The 18,224-nt window shown below is 64.1% G+C and carries 18 protein-coding genes; 7 read left to right on the top strand and 11 right to left on the bottom strand.

What is annotated here, in order from left to right; translation table 11 throughout:
- Positions 1–42: 42 nt before the first annotated feature.
- Together AC1RPL_RS03550 and AC1RPL_RS03545 are read left to right on the top strand one after the other, a co-directional pair.
- Positions 43–468, top strand: coding sequence for a hypothetical protein (locus AC1RPL_RS03550; protein ID WP_493067877.1), 426 nt, complete (start codon positions 43–45; stop codon positions 466–468).
- Positions 469–567: 99 nt separating this feature from the next.
- Positions 568–1,041, top strand: a complete 474-nt coding sequence (locus AC1RPL_RS03545) for a YbjN domain-containing protein (protein ID WP_493067876.1) — start codon at positions 568–570, stop codon at positions 1,039–1,041.
- A 326-nt stretch (positions 1,042–1,367) separates the two neighbouring features.
- On the opposite strand, the gene AC1RPL_RS03540 is transcribed toward AC1RPL_RS03545, so the two are convergent.
- From AC1RPL_RS03540 to AC1RPL_RS03530, 3 genes are all read right to left on the bottom strand, one after another.
- Positions 1,368–2,999: a Na+/H+ antiporter gene (locus AC1RPL_RS03540; RefSeq protein ID WP_493067875.1), complete on the bottom strand. Its 1,632-nt coding sequence runs from the start codon at positions 2,997–2,999 to the stop codon at positions 1,368–1,370.
- Positions 3,000–3,078: 79 nt separating this feature from the next.
- Positions 3,079–3,759 carry a response regulator transcription factor gene (locus AC1RPL_RS03535; RefSeq protein ID WP_493067874.1) on the bottom strand — a complete coding sequence of 227 codons (681 nt, stop codon included), beginning with the start codon at positions 3,757–3,759 and terminating at the stop codon, positions 3,079–3,081.
- The gene (locus AC1RPL_RS03530) at positions 3,756–5,258 is read right to left on the bottom strand and encodes a sensor histidine kinase (protein WP_493067873.1); all 1,503 of its coding nucleotides are present in this window, start codon (positions 5,256–5,258) and stop codon (positions 3,756–3,758) included. Before AC1RPL_RS03530 ends, AC1RPL_RS03535 begins: the two co-directional genes overlap by 4 nt.
- A 249-nt stretch (positions 5,259–5,507) precedes the next feature.
- On the opposite strand from AC1RPL_RS03530, the gene pal reads away from it, so the two are divergent.
- On the top strand, positions 5,508–6,023 hold the full coding sequence (pal, locus tag AC1RPL_RS03525; protein WP_493067872.1) for a peptidoglycan-associated lipoprotein Pal: 516 nt from the start codon (positions 5,508–5,510) through the stop codon (positions 6,021–6,023).
- 259 nt (positions 6,024–6,282) lie between these two features.
- Here the strand turns inward: pal and AC1RPL_RS03520 are convergent, their stop codons facing one another.
- The 5 genes from AC1RPL_RS03520 to AC1RPL_RS03500 are packed head-to-tail and all read right to left on the bottom strand — an operon-like array spanning position 6,283 to position 12,518.
- Entirely contained in the window at positions 6,283–7,872 is a 1,590-nt protein-coding gene (locus AC1RPL_RS03520; RefSeq protein WP_493067871.1) for a caspase family protein, read from the bottom strand.
- A complete protein-coding gene (locus AC1RPL_RS03515) occupies positions 7,869–8,759 on the bottom strand; it encodes an OmpA family protein (RefSeq protein ID WP_493067870.1) in 891 nt (296 codons plus the stop codon). The genes AC1RPL_RS03520 and AC1RPL_RS03515 overlap by 4 nt, the downstream gene beginning before the upstream one ends.
- A complete protein-coding gene (locus AC1RPL_RS03510; protein ID WP_493067869.1) occupies positions 8,756–10,117 on the bottom strand; it encodes a trypsin-like serine protease in 1,362 nt (453 codons plus the stop codon). Before AC1RPL_RS03510 ends, AC1RPL_RS03515 begins: the two co-directional genes overlap by 4 nt.
- Before the next feature lie 2 nt (positions 10,118–10,119).
- Complete coding sequence (locus AC1RPL_RS03505) at positions 10,120–11,193, bottom strand: hypothetical protein (RefSeq protein WP_493067868.1); 1,074 nt, start codon at positions 11,191–11,193, stop codon at positions 10,120–10,122.
- 41 nt (positions 11,194–11,234) lie between these two features.
- The gene (locus tag AC1RPL_RS03500; protein ID WP_493067867.1) at positions 11,235–12,518 is read right to left on the bottom strand and encodes a caspase family protein; all 1,284 of its coding nucleotides are present in this window, start codon (positions 12,516–12,518) and stop codon (positions 11,235–11,237) included.
- Positions 12,519–12,686: 168 nt separating this feature from the next.
- Here AC1RPL_RS03500 and AC1RPL_RS03495 point away from each other — a divergent pair, with 168 nt between their 5' ends.
- Complete coding sequence (locus tag AC1RPL_RS03495; RefSeq protein WP_493067866.1) at positions 12,687–13,256, top strand: OmpA family protein; 570 nt, start codon at positions 12,687–12,689, stop codon at positions 13,254–13,256.
- Positions 13,257–13,272: 16 nt separating this feature from the next.
- Here the strand turns inward: AC1RPL_RS03495 and AC1RPL_RS03490 are convergent, their stop codons facing one another.
- Genes AC1RPL_RS03490 through AC1RPL_RS03480 form a run of 3 tightly spaced genes read right to left on the bottom strand, consistent with a single transcriptional unit; the run spans position 13,273 to position 15,714 of the window.
- Positions 13,273–14,811 carry a DUF4384 domain-containing protein gene (locus tag AC1RPL_RS03490; RefSeq protein ID WP_493067865.1) on the bottom strand — a complete coding sequence of 513 codons (1,539 nt, stop codon included), beginning with the start codon at positions 14,809–14,811 and terminating at the stop codon, positions 13,273–13,275.
- Positions 14,812–14,826: 15 nt separating this feature from the next.
- Entirely contained in the window at positions 14,827–15,177 is a 351-nt protein-coding gene (locus AC1RPL_RS03485) for a hypothetical protein (protein ID WP_493067864.1), read from the bottom strand.
- 24 nt (positions 15,178–15,201) lie between these two features.
- Positions 15,202–15,714: a hypothetical protein gene (locus AC1RPL_RS03480; protein ID WP_493067863.1), complete on the bottom strand. Its 513-nt coding sequence runs from the start codon at positions 15,712–15,714 to the stop codon at positions 15,202–15,204.
- 455 nt (positions 15,715–16,169) lie between these two features.
- Here AC1RPL_RS03480 and AC1RPL_RS03475 point away from each other — a divergent pair, with 455 nt between their 5' ends.
- The 3 genes from AC1RPL_RS03475 to AC1RPL_RS03465 all read left to right on the top strand — a co-directional run bounded on the left by AC1RPL_RS03475 (position 16,170) and on the right by AC1RPL_RS03465 (position 18,224).
- Positions 16,170–16,502, top strand: coding sequence for a hypothetical protein (locus AC1RPL_RS03475; protein WP_493067862.1), 333 nt, complete (start codon positions 16,170–16,172; stop codon positions 16,500–16,502).
- A 276-nt stretch (positions 16,503–16,778) separates the two neighbouring features.
- Positions 16,779–17,663 (top strand): hypothetical protein, encoded by an 885-nt coding sequence (locus tag AC1RPL_RS03470; RefSeq protein ID WP_493067861.1) that lies wholly within the window; start codon positions 16,779–16,781, stop codon positions 17,661–17,663.
- Between the two features lie 24 nt (positions 17,664–17,687).
- The gene (locus tag AC1RPL_RS03465) at positions 17,688–18,224 is read left to right on the top strand and encodes a hypothetical protein (protein ID WP_493067860.1); all 537 of its coding nucleotides are present in this window, start codon (positions 17,688–17,690) and stop codon (positions 18,222–18,224) included.

Below are 18,224 nucleotides of genomic sequence, written 5' to 3'. Positions count from 1 at the left end.
GGACGCCGGTCCGCCGGGCCGGCCCGCCAGAGGGGAATCATAATGCGCCTGACCATGATACTCGCCGCCAGTCTGCTGATGCTTCCAAGCGCGCCCGCCATTGCCGGCGACAAGACCGAGGGCTGGGCCCGGTGGGTCGCTCGCGCAGAACGCATCGAAGCGGCGATGGATTCCGGCGAAGCGAGCTTCAAGACCGAGATCAAGACCGCCTGCACCGGCGTCACCGGCAGCGTGGTGGGAATGGGTTTCGCGGTCCCCTATTGGGCGCAGGGACTGATCCAGGTGTGCACCGTTCTCAAAGAGGAGTGGATGTACAAAAGCGGCAAGGCCCAGTGCAAGGACGTCAAGCGCGTGATCGGCATCGTCAGCAAGGCGACGCCTGTCCCCGAAGCCCCCCGCGCCGAGCCGATTGCCCGGCATATCGTCGCGATGTTGCAGTCGGCGTATGATGGGCAGTGCAGGCGATGATTGGGCTGCATCTCTGAAACTACCTCCCCCGTACAGGGGATAGGCCGTTTCGCGCGATCGCCTAATTGGTCACCTCCACGATTTTTCAGGAGGGGCATCTTGTACAAGACAGGTTTGGCGATCGTCGCGGCGGCCGCGGCAGCATGGGGAACGGTGCCGGCATCGGCGCAGACGGTCGAGGCGCGCTCGCCGGCCAGCGTGCAGGCGGCGCTGGAGAGCAACGGCTACAAGCCCGAGATGAAGAAGGACAATAGCGGCGACCCGCTGATCCTGATCGATTCTCAGGGCTACAAGATGATGGTGATGTTCTTCGGTTGCAAGAACAACGCCGATTGCCGGTCGGTGTCGTTCCTGGCCGCGTCCCGCGCCCCGAAAAAGCTGGACCTTCAGGTGATCAACAGCTGGAACCAGAAGCGCCGGTTCGGGCGTGCCACGCTCGATTCCGACGGGGACCCCACGCTCCAGTTCGATATCGATCTCGATGATGGCGGGATGAGCCCCGCCTTGTTCATCGACAATCTGGAATGGTTCACGGTCGCTTTTGATAATCTCAAGACCGAAGTCGCCAAATAGGATCCCCTGGCACTGGCGGCATCTGCATTCAGGTGCCGCCGGTGCCGATATTGGCTGGGTTCGCCGCCGCCGCCAGGGCTGCCTGGCCAGCGCCTATCGGCACCTGACATATCCCGTGATGCCGATTTCATTGACGACCGGGGCATTTGTCCGTGATTTTCCAGGGATTTTCCAGGAAAGGCACACGGCGTACCCGCGCGCCGGACGGAATGCGCAGCGCCACCTCGATCATATTTCGAGCCCGAGGACGCGAAACGTGAGCAAAAGGGCCGAGGATATTCGAGGGCTTCCGGCCAAGTCTCTGAAATCCGAGTTTCAAGCACGTTTCACTCGCGATGTCGTGTCTCTGCCAGATCGAGCTCCCGAGTGAGCTTGCGGGCGGTCTCGCTACCGATCGCGCGTTTCCTGCCGAGTTCGAGCAACTGGGTGCGTTCCGCCCGGATGCCGACAAGCCTGAGTTCGCTGGCGAGACGTTCCTGCATACGGGCTTCGTCCGTTCCGCTGTCGCTCAGCCCTTCGATGCGCTCCCGATAGAAACTCATCACCCTTACACCCGCTGCGGCGTATAGGTCCGGATGGTCGTGCGCCTCGCCAAGCTCGTGCTGGTGCCGTTCGACGGCGCGGATCGCCGCCTCGGCCGTGGCTTTGCGGGCGGCTTCTTCTTCCGCTTGGCGCGATGGCTCGGGCGGCAGAGCAAGTCCCTTGAGCAATATCGGCAGCCCGACGCTTGCGAGGATCAGCGACACGATGATCACGCCCGCGGCCAGGAAGATTGCCAGGTCGCGCGCCGGGAAGGGCGTGCCGTCGCGCAGCACGAGCGGCAGGGTCAGCACGCCGGCGAGCGTGATGGCGCCGCGCACACCGGCAAAGGATGTGGCGGCGACGAGTCGCCAATTGGGGCTGCGCGCCTGCGGGCTGCCCGTGCGGTTGCGCAGGATCGTGAGCCGCAGCGAGGTCCACACCCAAGCGAAGCGTAGCGCCGCGAGGCCTGCGACGATTACCACGACATAGACGCCCAGCCACCAGGGCGAGTGGTGGCCGGTCATCAGCACGGTCTCGCTGGCACCCGCCACGATCCCGGGCAACTGCTCGCCGAGCAGCACGAAGATCACGCCATTGAGGGTGAACTGCAGCGTATCCCACACCGAGTTGCGCCGCATGCGGGTGACTGCCATCGCCTGGCGGGAGATTTCGGCGAAGGTCATCGTTACGCCCGCCGCGACAGCGGCCAGGATGCCCGAGGCGTGGAAATGTTCGGCGAGCAGGTAGGAGCCGAAGGGGATCAGGAGGCTGACGAGGATCTGCGAGCCGGTATCCTCGCCCCAGCGCCGCGTCACCCAGGCCTTGGTGGCCGAGACCGCGAGGGTGACGAACACACCGATCGCCAGCCCCGCGCCCGCGACCCACGCGAAGGTGAGAGCCGCTTCGCCAGCGGAGAAGCTGCCGGTCAGCACAGCAGCGACGGCGAAGCGCAGGCAGACCAGCCCCGATGCGTCGTTGAGCAGCGATTCGCCTTCGAGGATGTGCATCATGCGCTTCGGGATCGGCACGCGTGCCGCGATCGCCGATACCGCGATCGGATCGGTCGGGGAAATGACGGCAGCCAGGGCGAAGGCCACGGCGAGCGGCATCGCCGGGATCATCCAGTTGATCAGCAGCCCCATGCCGACCACCGTGAGGAGCACCAGCCCGAGGGCGAGCTCGACCACGGTGGGCAGGTCCTTGAACAGTTCATCCTTGAGTATGCGCCAGCCGTCTAAGAACAGCAAAGGCGGCAGGAACAGGAAGAGGAACAGGTCGGGATCCAGCTCGACGCGGTGCGCGGTGGAAAGGCCGATCACCGCACCCAGCAATATCTGCACCAGCGGTACCGGCATGCCGAACGGCAGCATCCGCGCGAATGCGCCGCTGACCACGACGGCGAGCAGCAGGAACAGGATGATCGATACGGTTTCCAAGGCTCAGTTCCGTTTTTGATGCGACTATTTGGTCGCCCTATATTGGATGCCCTGGCGGGCGCGCGGGATTCCGCGCAGATCAGCTCGCGCTGGCGAGCCGATAGCCAACCCCCGGTTCGGTCACGAGGAGCTGGGGAGCGCTCGGGTCTTCCTCGATCTTCTGGCGGAGCAGCCCGATATAGACCCGAAGATACTGGCTGTCCGCGGTATCGCTGCCCCAGCCCACGGCGAGGAGCCGCTTGTGCGTCACCACCTGGCCAGCGCTGAGCGCGAGCGTGCGCAGCAGGTCATATTCCTTGGGAGAAAGCTTCACCGTATCGCCCCCCAGTGATACCCGCCGCGCCGGGAAGTCGATCTCAAGTGGCCCGCTACGATACGTGCTGGGCGCGTTCTTCAGGCTCGAGCTGCGACGGATCGCTGCGCGGATACGCGCCATCAGCTCGCCGATCTCGAAGGGCTTGTTGACATAGTCATCGGCGCCGTTGTCGAGGGCTGCGATCTTCTCGCCTTCCTGGTGGCGGGCGGAAATGACGATGATCGGCACGGAACTGGTGGCGCGCAGCGTGCGGATCACGTCCTTGCCGTCGATGTCCGGCAAGCCGAGGTCGAGTAGCACCACGTCGGGCTTGATGTCCTCCGCGATGCGCAGCGCTGCCGCCCCGCCAGAGGCGATGGCCACACCATAGCCTTCGGCCCCGAGCACCGGCTGCAGCACGGCAATCAGTGCCGGTTCGTCGTCGACCAGAAGGATGTTCGTCATGGTTGCGATGTCTCGGCGACCGGAAGTCGGATGGTGATGCGGGTGCCACGGCTGTCCAATCCCGGAATGGTCGCGTCGATCGTGCCGCCCAATACCTCGACGAATCCCCTGGCGATTGCCAGCCCGAGACCGTTGCCGCGCCCGGCGGTCTCGCTTTTGCCGGCGCGGTAGAAACGGTCGAACACGCGCCGCAGCGCATGTTCGGGAATGCCCTGGCCACTATCGGCGATATCGATTCGGCATGCGCCATCCTCCGTCGATATGAGGATCTCGATCCGTGCATCCGCCTCGCTGTAGAGGATCGCATTGTCGAGGATGTTGATCAGAACGAGCTCGAACAGGGCGGGATTGGCGGCGACGAGCAGGTCCGGGCCAGGCGCCTGGAGCGTCGCTTGCCTCGCCCCGGCGCGCGGGCGCACGCGGTGCAGCGCCGCGGCGGCCATTTCGGCGACGCCCAGGATCTGGAGCGGCTGGGCAAGCCCGCCGGCTTCCATTCGGCTCATCTCGAGCAGGTTGGCGGTGTAGCGGTTGAGCCGCTCGCACTCTTCCACCACGCCGCGCAGCAGCCTCGCGGAGGTTTCCGGATCGAGCTTGTCGCCATAGGCGATCAGGCTCGAGGCGGACGCGCTGATCGCGGTGAGCGGCGTGCGGAAATCATGGCTGACCGAGGCGAGCAGGGCGGTCTTCAGCTTCTCGGCGCGCGCGATGGCCCGGCGCTCGGTAATCTGCTCGGACAGTGCGGCGCGCTCCAGCGCGAGCGCGACGATGTTGGCGACCGCATCGACAAAGGCGGGCTCGATCTTGCCTGGTCGCAACGGTTCGAGCACCAGCACCGCATGGGGCGCGTTCGCGGGCTCGAGGCGTCGGCCGATCAGCGCGCTCTCGACCGGTAGCGGCGCGTGCGCGGCGACCCCGTGGGCAAAGACCCGCCAGTCCGATTCCCCGGGGGAAACCGAGAGATTGCGCAGTGCGGTGTCCTCGAAACGGAACAATGCCGCACGAGCGCCAAGGATGTCGTAGACAGCGCGCTCTACCGTTACGACGATATCGGGCAAGCGAATGGCGGATTGCAGCTCCTGGCTCAGCGCGAGCAGGCTGTTGAGCTGCAGATTGCTGGAGCGTGCCGCCTGAGCATGGTCCTTGAGCCGCCCGGCAAGCACTCCGGATACGAGCGCGCACAGGTTGAACACGATGAGCGGGGCGATGTCGCCGCCGGTCGCGATGCGGAACGTCAGTGCCGGCTCGGTCAGATAGAAATTGTAGATCAGGAAGGCGGCGAGCGCCGCGAGCAGCGCAGACGCCAGGCCGCTCAGGGCGCCTGCAATGGTAATGCCGAGCACGAACACCAGGGCGGAGGCGACTTCGCCCAGCGGATAGACGACAAATGCGGCAAGAGCGGAAAGCGCCAGTACGATCGCCGTGCGCAGCATGTCGGCGCGCTCCAGGTGCAGGCGCGCTGCGAGCAGGCGGGCGATGGGTTTCGGTCTTCCGGGTGTCATCAAGCTCGTTGCGGTGCCTCTGGCTGGTCCGGGCGGCGGGCCTGGGCCGGGGGACGACCATCCTGCCCGCCGCCGCGGTGGGAACGCGCCTCTTCCAAGGAAGATCTGCAAGAGGGGCTGCAGGATACGCGTTCTTAGGGGCCGGGACTATGGCCGTGGTGTGCGGCGGTCCATGCATAAAAAACCTATAGTAACGCCGATAGTCCAAGCCTCTCTAGGGATGTTTCCGAAACATTTCTCGGAGAGCGTATGCGCAGGAAATTGATGCTGGCGGTGGTGATGGGCGCGCTTGCTATCGGAGGCTGCACCAAGCGACAGGTGCCGGCTAACGCTTCGGATCTGCCTAGCGGCGGCGGTGGCGGCGATCCCTATGCCGAAAACGGCGAGGATCCCGCGCTGGCGCGGCTCCAGGCCGATCTGGCGGCGCAAGCGGGTGACCGCGTCTTCTTCACCTTCGATGCCTATACGCTGTCGGCCGACGCACGCGCCACATTGACCCGCCAGGCGCAGTGGCTGCGCCAGCATCCGCGTGCCGCCTTCCTGGTCGAAGGCCATGCCGACGAGCGTGGCACGCGCGAATATAATCTGGCGCTGGGTGACCGTCGCGCGCGGGCCGCGGCCGAATTCCTGACGCAACAGGGCATCGCACCGGGCCGCATCACGACGATCTCCTATGGCAAGGAGCGGCCCGAAGCACTCGGCTCGGACGAAGCCGCACACGCCCAGAACCGCCGTGCCGTGTCAGTTGTAATTCATCTGCAGTGATCGATCGGGGCCGCATCGTTTCACAAGCGAACCGTTGCGGTCCGATTTTCGATGAGGCTATCCTGCGCCGCTTATCGCCGCGCCGATGCCCCGAACCTCGCAGCGGAGCGCGACCTTGCAGCCCGCCCGATCGGGCCGCCTTATGGAGCGCCCAACTTTCTGAAATCAATTGGCTCGCTGCCAAATAGCTGAGGCCGAACAGACAGGGGCTGTCCCCGATCAACCGCGACACCTCGATCTATAGTCACGGAAACAGAGTCTATTGTCCCGAGTATAAACCGACCAGACTTACGGCATGGATTGAACCTTTGATTGAAGTCTCGATTGCACGCGCCGCTTCGGACGCCGCTTGACGGCCTTCCATTCCCCGAAGCGCATCGCGAAGAGCGGCAGGTTCCTCAGCGCTGGCAATAACGACGATATGGTCGGCGCCATAGGGCGGCTGTACGCGCAGATCGCGCTCGATGGTGAAATCTGGCGCAATGGTGCCGGCTTCGGCAGGGCGGCCTGGAAAGGGGTAGAGATTCTGCACGGTACCGTCCCCAGCGATATCAACGATGGTCAGGTACCGTAGTTGCGGCAAAGGGCGAGGCCCCACCACTATTCGGACACGCCCACCTATATAACGCGCACCAGCACCCCGCGGCCCGATATCGAGTGGAATCACCGGGCCCGACGAAACGAGCTGGCGTAGGTGCGGCATCACGCGCCATTTATCGATCGTTCCGGCTATGAACGCCGCTTCATTCTGCTGCGCGCCCTGTTCGGCGACCACATCGCCATTGGCGTTTGCAACTACCTGTCGCGCTACTTGGTCCCAAATGAGATCCGCGGTGTTACGCGTCGTGGCAGCAACCGCGCCGGGGGGAGGTGCTCTCCCCCCCGTCGTCCAGACCTTGAGCATCGGCAGGCTTGCTGCGTCAGGCATTCTCGTCGCCGACACATCCTGGATCGGAAAACTATCGAGCCCACGCGATGGGCCATAATGAACCGTCGGCGTCTGGCGGCTCTCTGCGATTAACCGCGCGCGATTGACCAGGTAGGTACGAAACTCGGCCAGTGTGGTGTTGCCGTCCCCGTCGGTATCCGCCGCACCACTCAGGGCCTTGGCGAAATACCAACTGACCGCGCCGTGCCAATTGCCTTCTATCATCAGTTCGGGGGTTACTTCGCTGTCCAAGGCGGAGGCAACGAAAACGACATTCGGCAGGTCCTCAGCTTCCTCGCCTTTACTCGCCAACGGAGGCGAAGCGAGCTTGTCGTCGACGATCGGCCCGTACTTCGCCAAGCGAGTGCTCTGTTCGCCTGCACGCGGATCGGCCGAGCGGGTGAGCGTGCCGCTGTGGCAGGCATCGGCGACGAATAGGACCTCGACATTCTGCGGGAGTGCCTTCAAGGCAACATAGAGGTCATTGTCGCGGATGCGCTGAACATTGTCCGCCGTGTTTGGGCGAAAGCCGGCGAGCACCAGAACCTCGTCCATCCCGTCGACTTCGTCACCTGGTATCTTCTCGGGTTCCTGCGCGCCGTGCCCGGCATAGGTAATAACCAGCGCGCCCGATTCACGCGATGCCTGTGCGCCGAGTTCACGGATATTGTCGAGAATGCGCTGCCGCGTCGCGTCGGCATTGAGCAGCACCACGACTTGGCGCGCACCGGATTTTCGCAGTGCATCGGCGATGCTGCGCGCATCGTTGACGGCCCCCCTCAGGGGTTGAACCCCCACATACGCGTCGATGCCGATCACCAGGGCGAACACGGGCCGCGCTGGCGTTGCCCAGGCTGTCGGGAGCGCGACCAACGACGACAACAGCGTCAGTGCGACGGCGCATCGATGCGACAGGCTCATTGGCGGCGCAGTTCGACCCGGCGGGACATCTGGTCACGCTCGGCCTGGCTGTAGTGGCCGGCGTCGTCGGGCTGATATGGCTCGCTTTCGCCGCGTCCTTCCGCCTGGATATCCACGCCAATTCCATGTGCGCGCAGATATTCGCGCACCGCCTGGGCGCGGCGGACGGAAAGGAGTCGATTATACTCGGAATCGCCGGTCGCGTCGGTATGGCCGACAAGGGTGATCCGGCCTAGCTTCTGCTGATCGGCCTTTAGGATGTCGCAGAGATCGGCAACTGCGGCGAGCCCCGCTTCGGTGAATTCCGTGCTGTCGAACTTGAACTGAATCGGCAACGCCACGGCTGAGATTTCAATTCCGCGGATCCGCATCGCGGCAAGGCCGGCATTGGCGCCATCGCGGCCGCGTGCGCTGGGCACATAGTTGGGCGACAGCAGTGCCGCCTGTTCCGCTCGTCGACGGATCGCCAGGATGACTTCTGCCGGCGGGGCCTCGGGTGTGGCGTTTGCATCGGCTATTTCGACCAGCGCTTCCTGATAGCGACCCGCGGCGACAACGTAATCGTGGCGCCCAATGGCGAGGTCTCCCAGCGTCGCCAGCGCCTGCCAGCTACGGCCATATTCGAGCGAGGCGAGCAATTGTCGCTCGTCGGTGGGATCGCGGACAGTTGCTTGATTGTAGATCGCGTCGGCGGCGCGCTTCCCGATCCATTTACGCAGCGCTGCGCAATTCTCCGACTCGCTGTCGCGATAGAGCTGTCGCAAGGTCTCGATATCGCCGTTCTCGGACGCTGCATGGGCGCGTACGGCTATGGCATCGCAATCGGCGAGCGCCGGCTTGGGCCAAGTCGCGAGGAGGACGATCGCAAGGAGCAGCAGGCGCGTCATTCGATTACATAGTCGATGAAAGCGGCACCCCATTTGCGCACGCCGTCGCTCGTCGCAGGCACCGGGCGAACCGCTCGTTCCAGCTGAGCGAGCGCCGCGTCGGGATTCTCCAGGGTCCGGAACCCGTCGCCAGCCTTGATCCCGTTCAGCATCGCCGGATCGGAGACGACCAGCGCCAAGATGCGCCCGCGCCCGCTAGGATCGGCCGCGCGGAACTCGAAGCCATAGGTCGCGTCGGGCAAGCGGACGACGGCGCCGCCGCGGACAAAACCCTTCTTCGCCAGAACCTCCGAGCGTGGATTGGGGAAGAGCTGGGTCAGCTGATTCTTCGCATTCAGATCGAAGAGAGCGAGATAACCGTCAAAGCTGCTGCGCACTTCGAGCACGAAGCTGTCGCCGATACGAAGATTGCGTCGCGACATCGAGATCGACAGGTCACCACGCTCCTTGGCCGCTTCGGCCATCAACGTCGGCGCGGCGGCTGGTGCGCCAAGCATGGGCGTGGCCGCAGGCGGAGGCGAGGGCGGCACGGCCATGCCGATGCTGCGCCCGATCCAGTCCGCGAAGCTGGAAACGCGCGTGTAGATACCAAAGGAATTCGGCGCACCGCATTGCGGCTCCCCGTAGCTGACCACGCCTACTTGGGCCCAACCGCCGTCGCCATCGGAGATAAGCAGCGGGCCGCCCGAATCACCATTGCACGAGTCTACGCCGCCCTCGGTCAGCCCCGCGCAGACCCGCCGCTGGTCGATCGCGCCATAGCGCTTCAGGCGAGGCGAAAGCGATTGGTTACAGCGTTCGGCATCCACCAGCGGCAGCGACGCCTGTTGCAGCACAGTCGCGATTCCCCCTGTGATCGGCACCATCCGGCCCCATCCGATCACGGTCGCCCAAGGGCTGGCATCAGCCTTCACTTTGCGGCCGCCTTGAACCGGGAGCGTCACCCCTTCCAGCGGCACTGGGCGTTTCGCGGACGGGCTGTCGAGCTCAATCAGCGCAATGTCGTTGTTCATGGTGAGGAAGGCGAAGCCCTCATGCGTGATCACGCGGCGCGCCGAGTGCGTCTCGCCGCCGGTTTTGGGATAGATGGAGCCGATGCGTAGCGTGAAAGCTTCGGCGGGGATCGGACGATTGGTCTTATCGTCGGTCGTGCAGTGTGCGGCGGTAACCACCCAATTCGGGGCCACCAGGGTGCCGCCGCATACGCCCCTGTCCGACACTACCAGAGCCTGGAACGGCCAGTCGCCTTCGTTCGCGTTGTGCCCGCCGATGACGCGGGCCACTTGCGCTTGCGCCTGGTGCGCGGCCACGACGCACAGCGCCAGGCAGAACGGCAGGAGGCGAATCGGTCGCTTCACCGTCAATTCTTTCGCGGAGCGGCTTGCCGGGCTTTATTGATCGCCCTGGCCTCGCCAACCATCGCCTTGGTGCGCACGAACGCCCCGGAAACGAGCTTGTCCGGCCGCTCCAGCAATTGATCGGCCTTGGCGTAGAATTCCAGCGCCGCGGCCGGCTCGTCCGGAAGCAGCACCTCCTGGCAGACGCCCATGTTGTAGAGGAGGGGCACATTCGACTTGTTCGGATCTACATAGAGCGTCTCGAAGATGCTGCAGGCGCGGTCCATTCGCCCCGCATTGGCAAAGGCGAGCGCGTTCTCGAAACTCTTTGCATCGGGTTTGGAAAGGCCGGCGCCCTTGTCCTTCATCGTGACGTTGATTGAACGGCTGAAGGGGGCGACCTGTTGACGGATCATAGCGGCGGCGTCGTTGCGCAGCCGATTGAGCAGCGCCTCGGGCGTCGAGACGGGGGGCGGCGCATTCTTGTCCTTCTTGCCGAATAGGCCGAAAAAATTGCCGGTCTGGCCTTGGAGCTCGCCATTGCAGACCGAATATTCGCCCTGCGTCGACACCATTTCCGAATAGACGACCGCGCCGGTATCGACGCGGATTGCCTGAGGCGTGACGGTGTAGGAGCCGCCGATTTTGCTGCACGGAATCCGCTTGGTCTCGGATCGCTTGCAGGGTTTCAGAAAGCCGGCGCTTTCGACGCAGACGTTCTCTTCGCGGACATAATCAGTCTGGCGCACCGAGGCCGCGGCGACGACGCCGGTGAAGACCAGCTTTACGCCGAGCTTCTGCCCCAGGCGGATCGCTGCAGCGACTTCGGACTTGGAGATCGCCGTTTCCGACTTGAAGTTCAGGCTGTCGAGCGTGCGGATATCGAATATCTGGGCGCCGTCGATCTGCGCTGCCTGCAGCTGCGACGTCAGGGCCGAGGTAAAGTTGCCGCCGTCGTTACCGTTGAACTGCAGAATGCCGATCGTGCCAGCTTTCTCCACCTCCGGATATTTGGCTCGGAAGCGGGCGTCGTACTTCACTTCCTTCTGGGCCAGCGCTTGGGGCGCGGCGCAGATAGCGAACAGCGCAGACAACATTAAAGTATAAGCCCTGAATCGCATTCCCGTGCCCCCTGAAATCACTGCGCTCGCAGGATCACCAATGTCGATGTTGGTCCGCGCCTAACCAGTAGCTTCACCCGCCCGCCCGCCATCGCATCGCCGAGCTGCTTGCCGGCCGAGACGTCGCGCTGGAGGCCGTTGGAATTGATCGCGACGATCAGGTCTCCGGCCAGCAGCTGGCCATAGGCGACGCCCGACGAGGCGACCGATTCGACGCGGATGCCGGACCCGTCGGTCGTCGCACGAACATTGATGCCGAGCGTGTTCACCGTCTCAAGCGCAATCGGCACCGCTGGCGGTCGTGCTACGGCCGCCGCCGGTACAGTTGCGTTCGAGAAGTCGCTCATCCGCGTGGCTGCCAGCGTCATGAAGCGGCCGTTCTTGGCATAGGTCTTCAGATAGCTTTCGCACGGTGCCCGGGTGGCGCCATCGCGACACAGTCCCCAAGCCTCGGCTTCCATATCGATGGCAGCCAGCGGTCCCTTGGATGGGGCGACGAAATAGAATTCCTCGCTCGACAGCGAACCATAAGTGAAGGGCTCCTGTGCCCCTTTCGTTTCCTTCAGCACGTCGTCCCGGACCTGGCGGAACAGAATGTTGAGCTCACGTCCCGGCTGAACGATCCGACGTGACAGCGATACGGCGAACGGGCTGTTTTGACCGGCGCCGTCCGCTGCCGTGGTGCCCGCCTTCGCGCTGTAGACGACGAGGCTGTCTCCCTCCGGCTCGACCGGCGCCAGCCCCCGGCTGATGCTGCGCGAGGAGGCGACGCGCTTCATGCCGGAGGGCGGTGTACGGCAGGCATCTAGCACGATTATGCGCAGACGCCTGGCCCCTTCGGCCATGCGCACCAGCGTCGAGAGCTTGACCGCTTCGATCTCGAGGTCGCGATCATTGGCCAGCCGTGCATCGACGGGGATTAGATAGTTCTCACCATTGGCTTCGATCCCGTGCCCGGCATAATAGATCATCGCGACATCCGCGCGCTCCGCCTCGGCGGCGAAATCGCGCAAGGCGCGCTCCATGCCGATGCGATCCTGATTTTCCAGCAACATGACTTTCTGGAAGCCGGCAGCCTTCAACGACTTGGCGACGAGCCGGCCGTCGGCGACCGGATTGGGCAATGCGGGTACGGAGGCATAGGCGCTGTTGGCGATGACGAGCGCGACGCGCACCTGAGTACCCTGCGCCGATGCAGGAAGGAATGGCCAGCACGACAGCGCCAGCAGCGCCAATAAGCATGCCGCCGCGCGCACCACGCCAGATTGCAAGGCCGGCATCGGGAATTTGCGAATCATCATGTTGCCCCCGAAAAAGATGGATAACGCCTTGGCAACGACAAAGCCATACGTGCAGATTGAGGGTCTGCATTCTTGCGGTGACTTTGTACCGGGGGCCTATCGACTCGAACCGTTGAGGGTTTTAACAACAGGAGCGTTGCGAGCGACGTTGTTCTTTGGGGGGCTTCTATGAGAATCCGTGAACTTGGCTGGTTTTTTCTTGGGGCGTTGGCAGCGGCCACTCCGGCCGCCGCGCAGGAAATGTCTCCGGAGGAAATCCGTGCGCGGATCAACGCGCAGATTCAGACGCAGCGCCAAGCGGATCCGGCCGCGCGCTCGCTGTGGCTGAACAACGGCCAGGATTACAACAAGCCGCTCTATCCCAACAACGCGCAGCCCATCCAAGCTAAGCCTGCTGGCCAACCGCTCGAGTTTCGATCTATCCAATTCGGATATGATTCCGACCGGTTGACTCCAGAATCGCTCCTCATGATCGGCCGCATTGCCCAGGTGCTGAGCGCACCGGACTTCGCGCAGAACATCTTCGTGATCGTCGGTCACACCGATTCGCGCGGTAACGACGACTATAATCTCAAGCTGTCGGGCAGGCGCGCAATGAGCGTTGTTACCGCGCTGCGTACTGCCGGCGTGCCGGCCGAACGGCTTCGAGCGGCAGGGATGGGGGAGCGCCAGCCGAGCCCGGGCATTCCGTCAGACGACCCGGCCAACCGGCGCGTTGAGATCGTCGTCGCGAAGTAACCGATCACCGCCCGCGTCAGCTGCAACGCGCCAGATAACCCTGAGTCTCCGGATTCACGCATTTGGTAAGGAAGCGCAGCGTGTGCACCGAGAGGTCAGGGGCGCCCGTCCGGCGCAACGCCGCTTCCAGACTCTCTGCGTCCTGCACCGGTAGCGGCGGCGCGCTGGGGGCAAAGTCCGTCTGGAGCCCAGCAGGCAGGAAGCGCTCGACCGGTTGACTCGAGGCGGCACAGGTGACGGTTTCGATCGCGTCTTCGACTTCGGATGCGATCACGAAAACATCGCTTGGTCCGGGTATCTGAAGCGTGTCGCCCGGCTGCAGGACTGCGGAGCGGCGTTGGGGATTGGGGAACACCTTGGTCGCGCGCTTTTGGGCGTCGATATAGAAACAAGCGACATTCGCCGGTCGCGCCACCGTGATCGCGAAACTGGCGCGATAGCCCTTGCCGATCACGAAAACGCCGTTGCTAGCAGCCTTGAAATAGGGCCCTGAAGGTGCGACGCGAATGCCCAGCGGGTTGCTGTCCGGCGTGCCCGCGACCACCGGAACCGGCGCGGTACCGGGGGTGCCGTAGGTGGACCCGTAAAGCGAATAATAGACTTCGAAAGTGGGCAGGCCCAGCGCGGAGATTCGCGATTGCGCCTGATATTCGGCGATCGCGGCACGCAGGTCGGGGGTAAGCACTTGGGTGAGTGGGCCGCGATAGATGCCGCGCTGGGCGAGCGCGGCGGCGATCAGCGAGATCTGTTGGGCTGGCTTCATTCTGTCGAACGCCTTGCGCGCGTCGGCGACGGCGCGCGGGTCGGTCTGGCTGAGCGTAAGGCAGCGCTGATACGGCACCTGCGCATAGGCGCCCACCGCCTGGATCAGCCCCAGATCGATCAGCGCGCGGATCGCGGACAATGGTCCGTCGGTGCGCGAGAAGCCCATCTGGAAGAAGCCGCCGCCGACCTTCACGTCGCCGCTCATGTCGCCGCTCTTATTGCGGTTGGTCAACACCATCGACAGGCTTTGCATGGTGGAGGGTAGGACCACGCCCTTGCCATCCTGAAGATAGACGGTGATCGACATCACCGATCCGCTCTTCACATTCTGGAAGCCCAGCCCGATCGGGCCAAGCGTTATCCCGGCACCGGAATTCTTCCCGGTCACGTCGCGCTCGAACGCGGTGACCGATCCGCCGACCACCAGCGAGGTGGAAGGAAGGCTTGCCAGCACCTCGGGACTGGGTTCGACACCGATGGCGAAGAAGCGGCTCTTCTCCGTCATCCGCGCCAAAGCCGCGATGATCATGTCGCGGGTCTGGGCCCCGCTGGGGGCGCCACCCTCGTCCCATGTGCGCGCATAGATCGGTACGCCGCGGGTATATTGGGTGCGGCTGAGCAGTTCGTCCATGCAGCGGAGCGAGGCTTCGAAGTTGGTGGAGGCATTCTCCGGCACATATTTAGGTCGGGCGGAAATAGCGGCGCCGCTATCCTGGGCCGCTGCCGATGTCGCGAGCAGGCCAAATCCGATCGCGCAAGCGAACAGCCGATGCAGTTTACTCTCGATCATCCGATTTCCCCCGTCCTATTTCTGCTGGCGATTGCTGCCCGTGCAAAAGCCGCCCGAATAGACCTCGATATTATCGACATAGGTATCTTTGCGACGCGACGTCAATTGCGGACCGCGTCCATCCTGGGTGCCATAGGCGATGTCGGTGTCGCAGGTTTTCACAGGGCGATACTGGCTGGCGCCGGCGCCGGAGCGGATGCGGTTTATCCGCGCGCCTTCGGATGCGCCGATTGCCGTCGCCGAACTGGGCGCATTGGCGAAGCTGCCGGTGCCGAACCGGGGTTTGTTGAAACCCGAGAACTGTGCGCAGGCGGGGCTCGCGGCGAAGATCGCGGCGAGGGCGAGCGGGATGCAAAGCCTCTTCATGTTCATTCTCCTGGTTCGATTAGGTCAGCAAACGGCGCCGGAAGTACCGATGCGCACCCGCGTGTGACGGAAATACCCGAAATTGTAGACGGCGACGTGGCCGGCCGAGCCCGAGGCGTGACTGCCGCCGGGCCCCACCGAGCCAACTGCCGCGCAGACGGTGGAATAGGGCATGATGTTGATCGCGGTGACCGATTTGGCGCTGCCGCGCGCACTCACCGACCCACCGGTGCGGGCGCCGTTGATGCTGCCCACTGACACTTTGGCGGAGGAGCCATAGCCAAGCGCGGCGACGACTTGCGTTCCGGTGCTTCCTCGCGCGCTCGCCGATCCGCCAGCGCGGGTGTTGGTGATCGATCCGGTGTTGCTGCTAGCGGTTGTGTTCCCACCCAGTGAGACCACGGTGATGCTGCCGGTCGTCGCACTGAGTGTCGCTCCTCCGCCGATGTCCACTCCGGCGCCCGCCGTCTGCGCCGATGCCAACCCCGGCAGCGCCGCTAGCGTGCCAAGCGCCAGTCGAATTCCTATCCCGTACATGCCGTCCTCCTTTTCTTTCGTGACGGTATTGGGTGGGGAATATCGCTTTGTGCGCGCGGAATGGCGCGGGGCGCGATTTTTGCCTGCATTAGGATATGCGCACCCGCCGCGCTCCGATGCCGATATGGGCTTGGTGGCAGCTGTGGTCGGAAATGGTCCCATAGGTTCCGATGGCGCCGTCGATCGACCGGGAGCGCCACCCAAGCCCCGCCGCGGCGACGCGAAATATGGTGAAGACCGAGGTTGAGTGGCGTTCGGCGCGCTCCGGACAAAGGTTGTTCGCGTCGGATGGTCGCTGCCACGTTATGGCCGTTTGGCCTGGCCCGGACGCGCTGGAACAAGCGGGTCCAAAATTTTTTCCGAAGGCCCGCACAGCGTCGGAAAGCCCCCACCCAATATCCTGTCAGCGGGAGGACAGGCCTCCGCCGTCAAGTCGAGGAAAGAGGGAAATCATCATGCGCACCAAGATCATCATCGCCGCTGCCGCCACCATTGCTTCGCTGGGCTTTGCCGGCGCAGCCAATGCCCAGACCGCCGGCGCGGGCGTGGATATCGGCGGCAAGGCGACCCTGACCGTCAAGCAGGATAAGGCTGTGACGAACACCGTAATCGGCCAGGACGTCCAGGGGCACATCTGGACCGGCGCGGTACTTGGCCAAGTCAAGACCAAGGGCGATCTGACCATCGACGTCCACCAGAAGGGTGCTGTCACCAACACGGTGATTGGCCAGCGCGCCTGCGGGAGCATCGTAACCGGCACGATTTCTAGCTACTCGCCCTGCAAGTAAGCTCGGGGGTTGCTGCGTCCCTTGCCAGAAGGCCCGTCGCTCCCGCGGCGGGCCTTTTGCTTTATCCAGAATTTTCTCCACGCGGGAGCGCACAATCGCGCGGACGTCCCACCCATCACAATGACGAGGGGGAATCCACCCGCCCGGAACGCGAAAGGGAGCATCGATGCACGGCACCGCGAACCCGGATGCGATAGAATTCGCTGTGGATGGATCGCCACTTGACTCAACCGAAGGGGTAAAGGGAGTGTCTCCCGAAGGTTCGTGGGGGGCGATATGCGTGCGACGGAAGAAGAGTTGGAGTGGCTGGCAAATCGCTGGCCCTATTTGCGCGATACGGTTCGCGTCGTCGTCACCCGGCATTTTGCGGCGATCATCGCTGCGGCGGCCGAACACGGCGAGATTGACGATGAAAGCTGGAAGGCGTTCCAGCGCGCGGTTGCGCGTGAGCTGATGGAAAGCCGGTCGCGCAATCCGCGTATGTTCGACACGGCGCTCAGCTTCTTCGGGAGTGCCGAGCCGCTGCGCCACGCGATCGGCACGGCGGGCAGCGACCTGATTGGCGAACAGGGACCGGCGGTGCGCATGGTCGTGGTCAAGCGCGGGCTGACGCGGATGCGCGATGCATGGATCGGCGGCAGCGAGCACCGCGGCAAGACATGGGGTCGGCTCGACGCAATCAGCCGAGAGGTGGAGCGCGGGTCCGATCGGCCGCTCGGCGCGGGCGGGCGCTGTTCGCTGGAGCATTTCGAAGATCTGCTCGGGCATCTGCGCGCCCATCACGGCGCCGATCGCAACCTGCCGCGCACGATTGAGAGCATCGAGGAATATTTCCACGAGTTCTGTTCTGAGTGCCGCCCGGTGGCGATGCCAGAAGGCTTCGAACCCGTCGCGCTAGTACTCGAGGCGGATGATGCAGAGGGCAGCGAGGCGGCCGGTGCGGCGTTGCAGGATTGCCTGGATGCGCTGCCGGAAGAACCGCGCTCGTTCGTGCTCGTCCACTACAAGATGACCGATCCGGTCGAATTCAGCACCGCCGGCTATTGCCAGCGCAACGGGCTGGATCGGCGGCGTTTCCACCGGGTCCTCGACCGCGCGCTCGAGGCGCTGCGCGATTGCCTGGACCCCAAGCTCTCCGAAGGAATGACCGATGCGATTTGAAAGCCTGCCACGATGAACCCCGCGATGCGACAACTGCTCGACAATGTGTTGGAGCGGCAGTCTGAGCCAGAGCATGGGTTCGATGAGTTGGCGTTCATCGCCGATGTTCGCGAGACCTTGAGCCGGGGGGCGCCGCTCTCCGCTGCCGCGAAGCAGTTGGTATGGGCTTCTCCTACCGCGCGCGGCCTCTATCAGCATCTGCGCCGCGATGCCGCTGCGGCCGCGCGCCGACGCTGGACGGAGCGGGGCCGGGATACCCGGATTGAGAGGCGCGCTGCCGACAGCAAGGAGGAAAGTTCGATGTTCGCGGCCTCCGGCTTCACAGTACGGTTGTCGCACAATGTCGCGACCGGCAAATGGCTCGTCACTTTGCAGCTGACGCCCGATGCGATGGAGGACCTCCCCCCCGGCATTTCGGTGAGGCTGCGTGACAAGGGCGGGCGGATCTGGATCGAAGGGCCGCTCGACCGCTTTGGCGGCCGCGATGCATTTTGGGAAGACGACAGCACCACGCCCAGCGACGAGCTTGGCGGGCAGGGGCTGTTCATCGAATTCTACTGA

It is taken from the genome of Sphingomonas sp. GW821-FHT12D09 (assembly GCF_058807215.1).
This window is presented reverse-complemented; position numbering and strand designations above follow the sequence as displayed.

Coding starts and splice junctions, on each gene's coding strand:
- AC1RPL_RS03550 (WP_493067877.1), top strand. CDS start 43: ATGCGCCTGACCATGATACTCGCCGCCAGTCTGCTGATGCTTCCAAGC.
- AC1RPL_RS03535 (WP_493067874.1), bottom strand. CDS start 3,759: ATGACGAACATCCTTCTGGTCGACGACGAACCGGCACTGATTGCCGTG.
- AC1RPL_RS03530 (WP_493067873.1), bottom strand. CDS start 5,258: ATGACACCCGGAAGACCGAAACCCATCGCCCGCCTGCTCGCAGCGCGC.
- pal (WP_493067872.1), top strand. CDS start 5,508: ATGCGCAGGAAATTGATGCTGGCGGTGGTGATGGGCGCGCTTGCTATC.
- AC1RPL_RS03520 (WP_493067871.1), bottom strand. CDS start 7,872: ATGAGCCTGTCGCATCGATGCGCCGTCGCACTGACGCTGTTGTCGTCG.
- AC1RPL_RS03515 (WP_493067870.1), bottom strand. CDS start 8,759: ATGACGCGCCTGCTGCTCCTTGCGATCGTCCTCCTCGCGACTTGGCCC.
- AC1RPL_RS03505 (WP_493067868.1), bottom strand. CDS start 11,193: ATGTTGTCTGCGCTGTTCGCTATCTGCGCCGCGCCCCAAGCGCTGGCC.
- AC1RPL_RS03500 (WP_493067867.1), bottom strand. CDS start 12,518: ATGATGATTCGCAAATTCCCGATGCCGGCCTTGCAATCTGGCGTGGTG.
- AC1RPL_RS03495 (WP_493067866.1), top strand. CDS start 12,687: ATGAGAATCCGTGAACTTGGCTGGTTTTTTCTTGGGGCGTTGGCAGCG.
- AC1RPL_RS03490 (WP_493067865.1), bottom strand. CDS start 14,811: ATGATCGAGAGTAAACTGCATCGGCTGTTCGCTTGCGCGATCGGATTT.
- AC1RPL_RS03485 (WP_493067864.1), bottom strand. CDS start 15,177: ATGAAGAGGCTTTGCATCCCGCTCGCCCTCGCCGCGATCTTCGCCGCG.
- AC1RPL_RS03480 (WP_493067863.1), bottom strand. CDS start 15,714: ATGTACGGGATAGGAATTCGACTGGCGCTTGGCACGCTAGCGGCGCTG.
- AC1RPL_RS03475 (WP_493067862.1), top strand. CDS start 16,170: ATGCGCACCAAGATCATCATCGCCGCTGCCGCCACCATTGCTTCGCTG.
- AC1RPL_RS03470 (WP_493067861.1), top strand. CDS start 16,779: ATGCGTGCGACGGAAGAAGAGTTGGAGTGGCTGGCAAATCGCTGGCCC.
- AC1RPL_RS03465 (WP_493067860.1), top strand. CDS start 17,688: ATGCGACAACTGCTCGACAATGTGTTGGAGCGGCAGTCTGAGCCAGAG.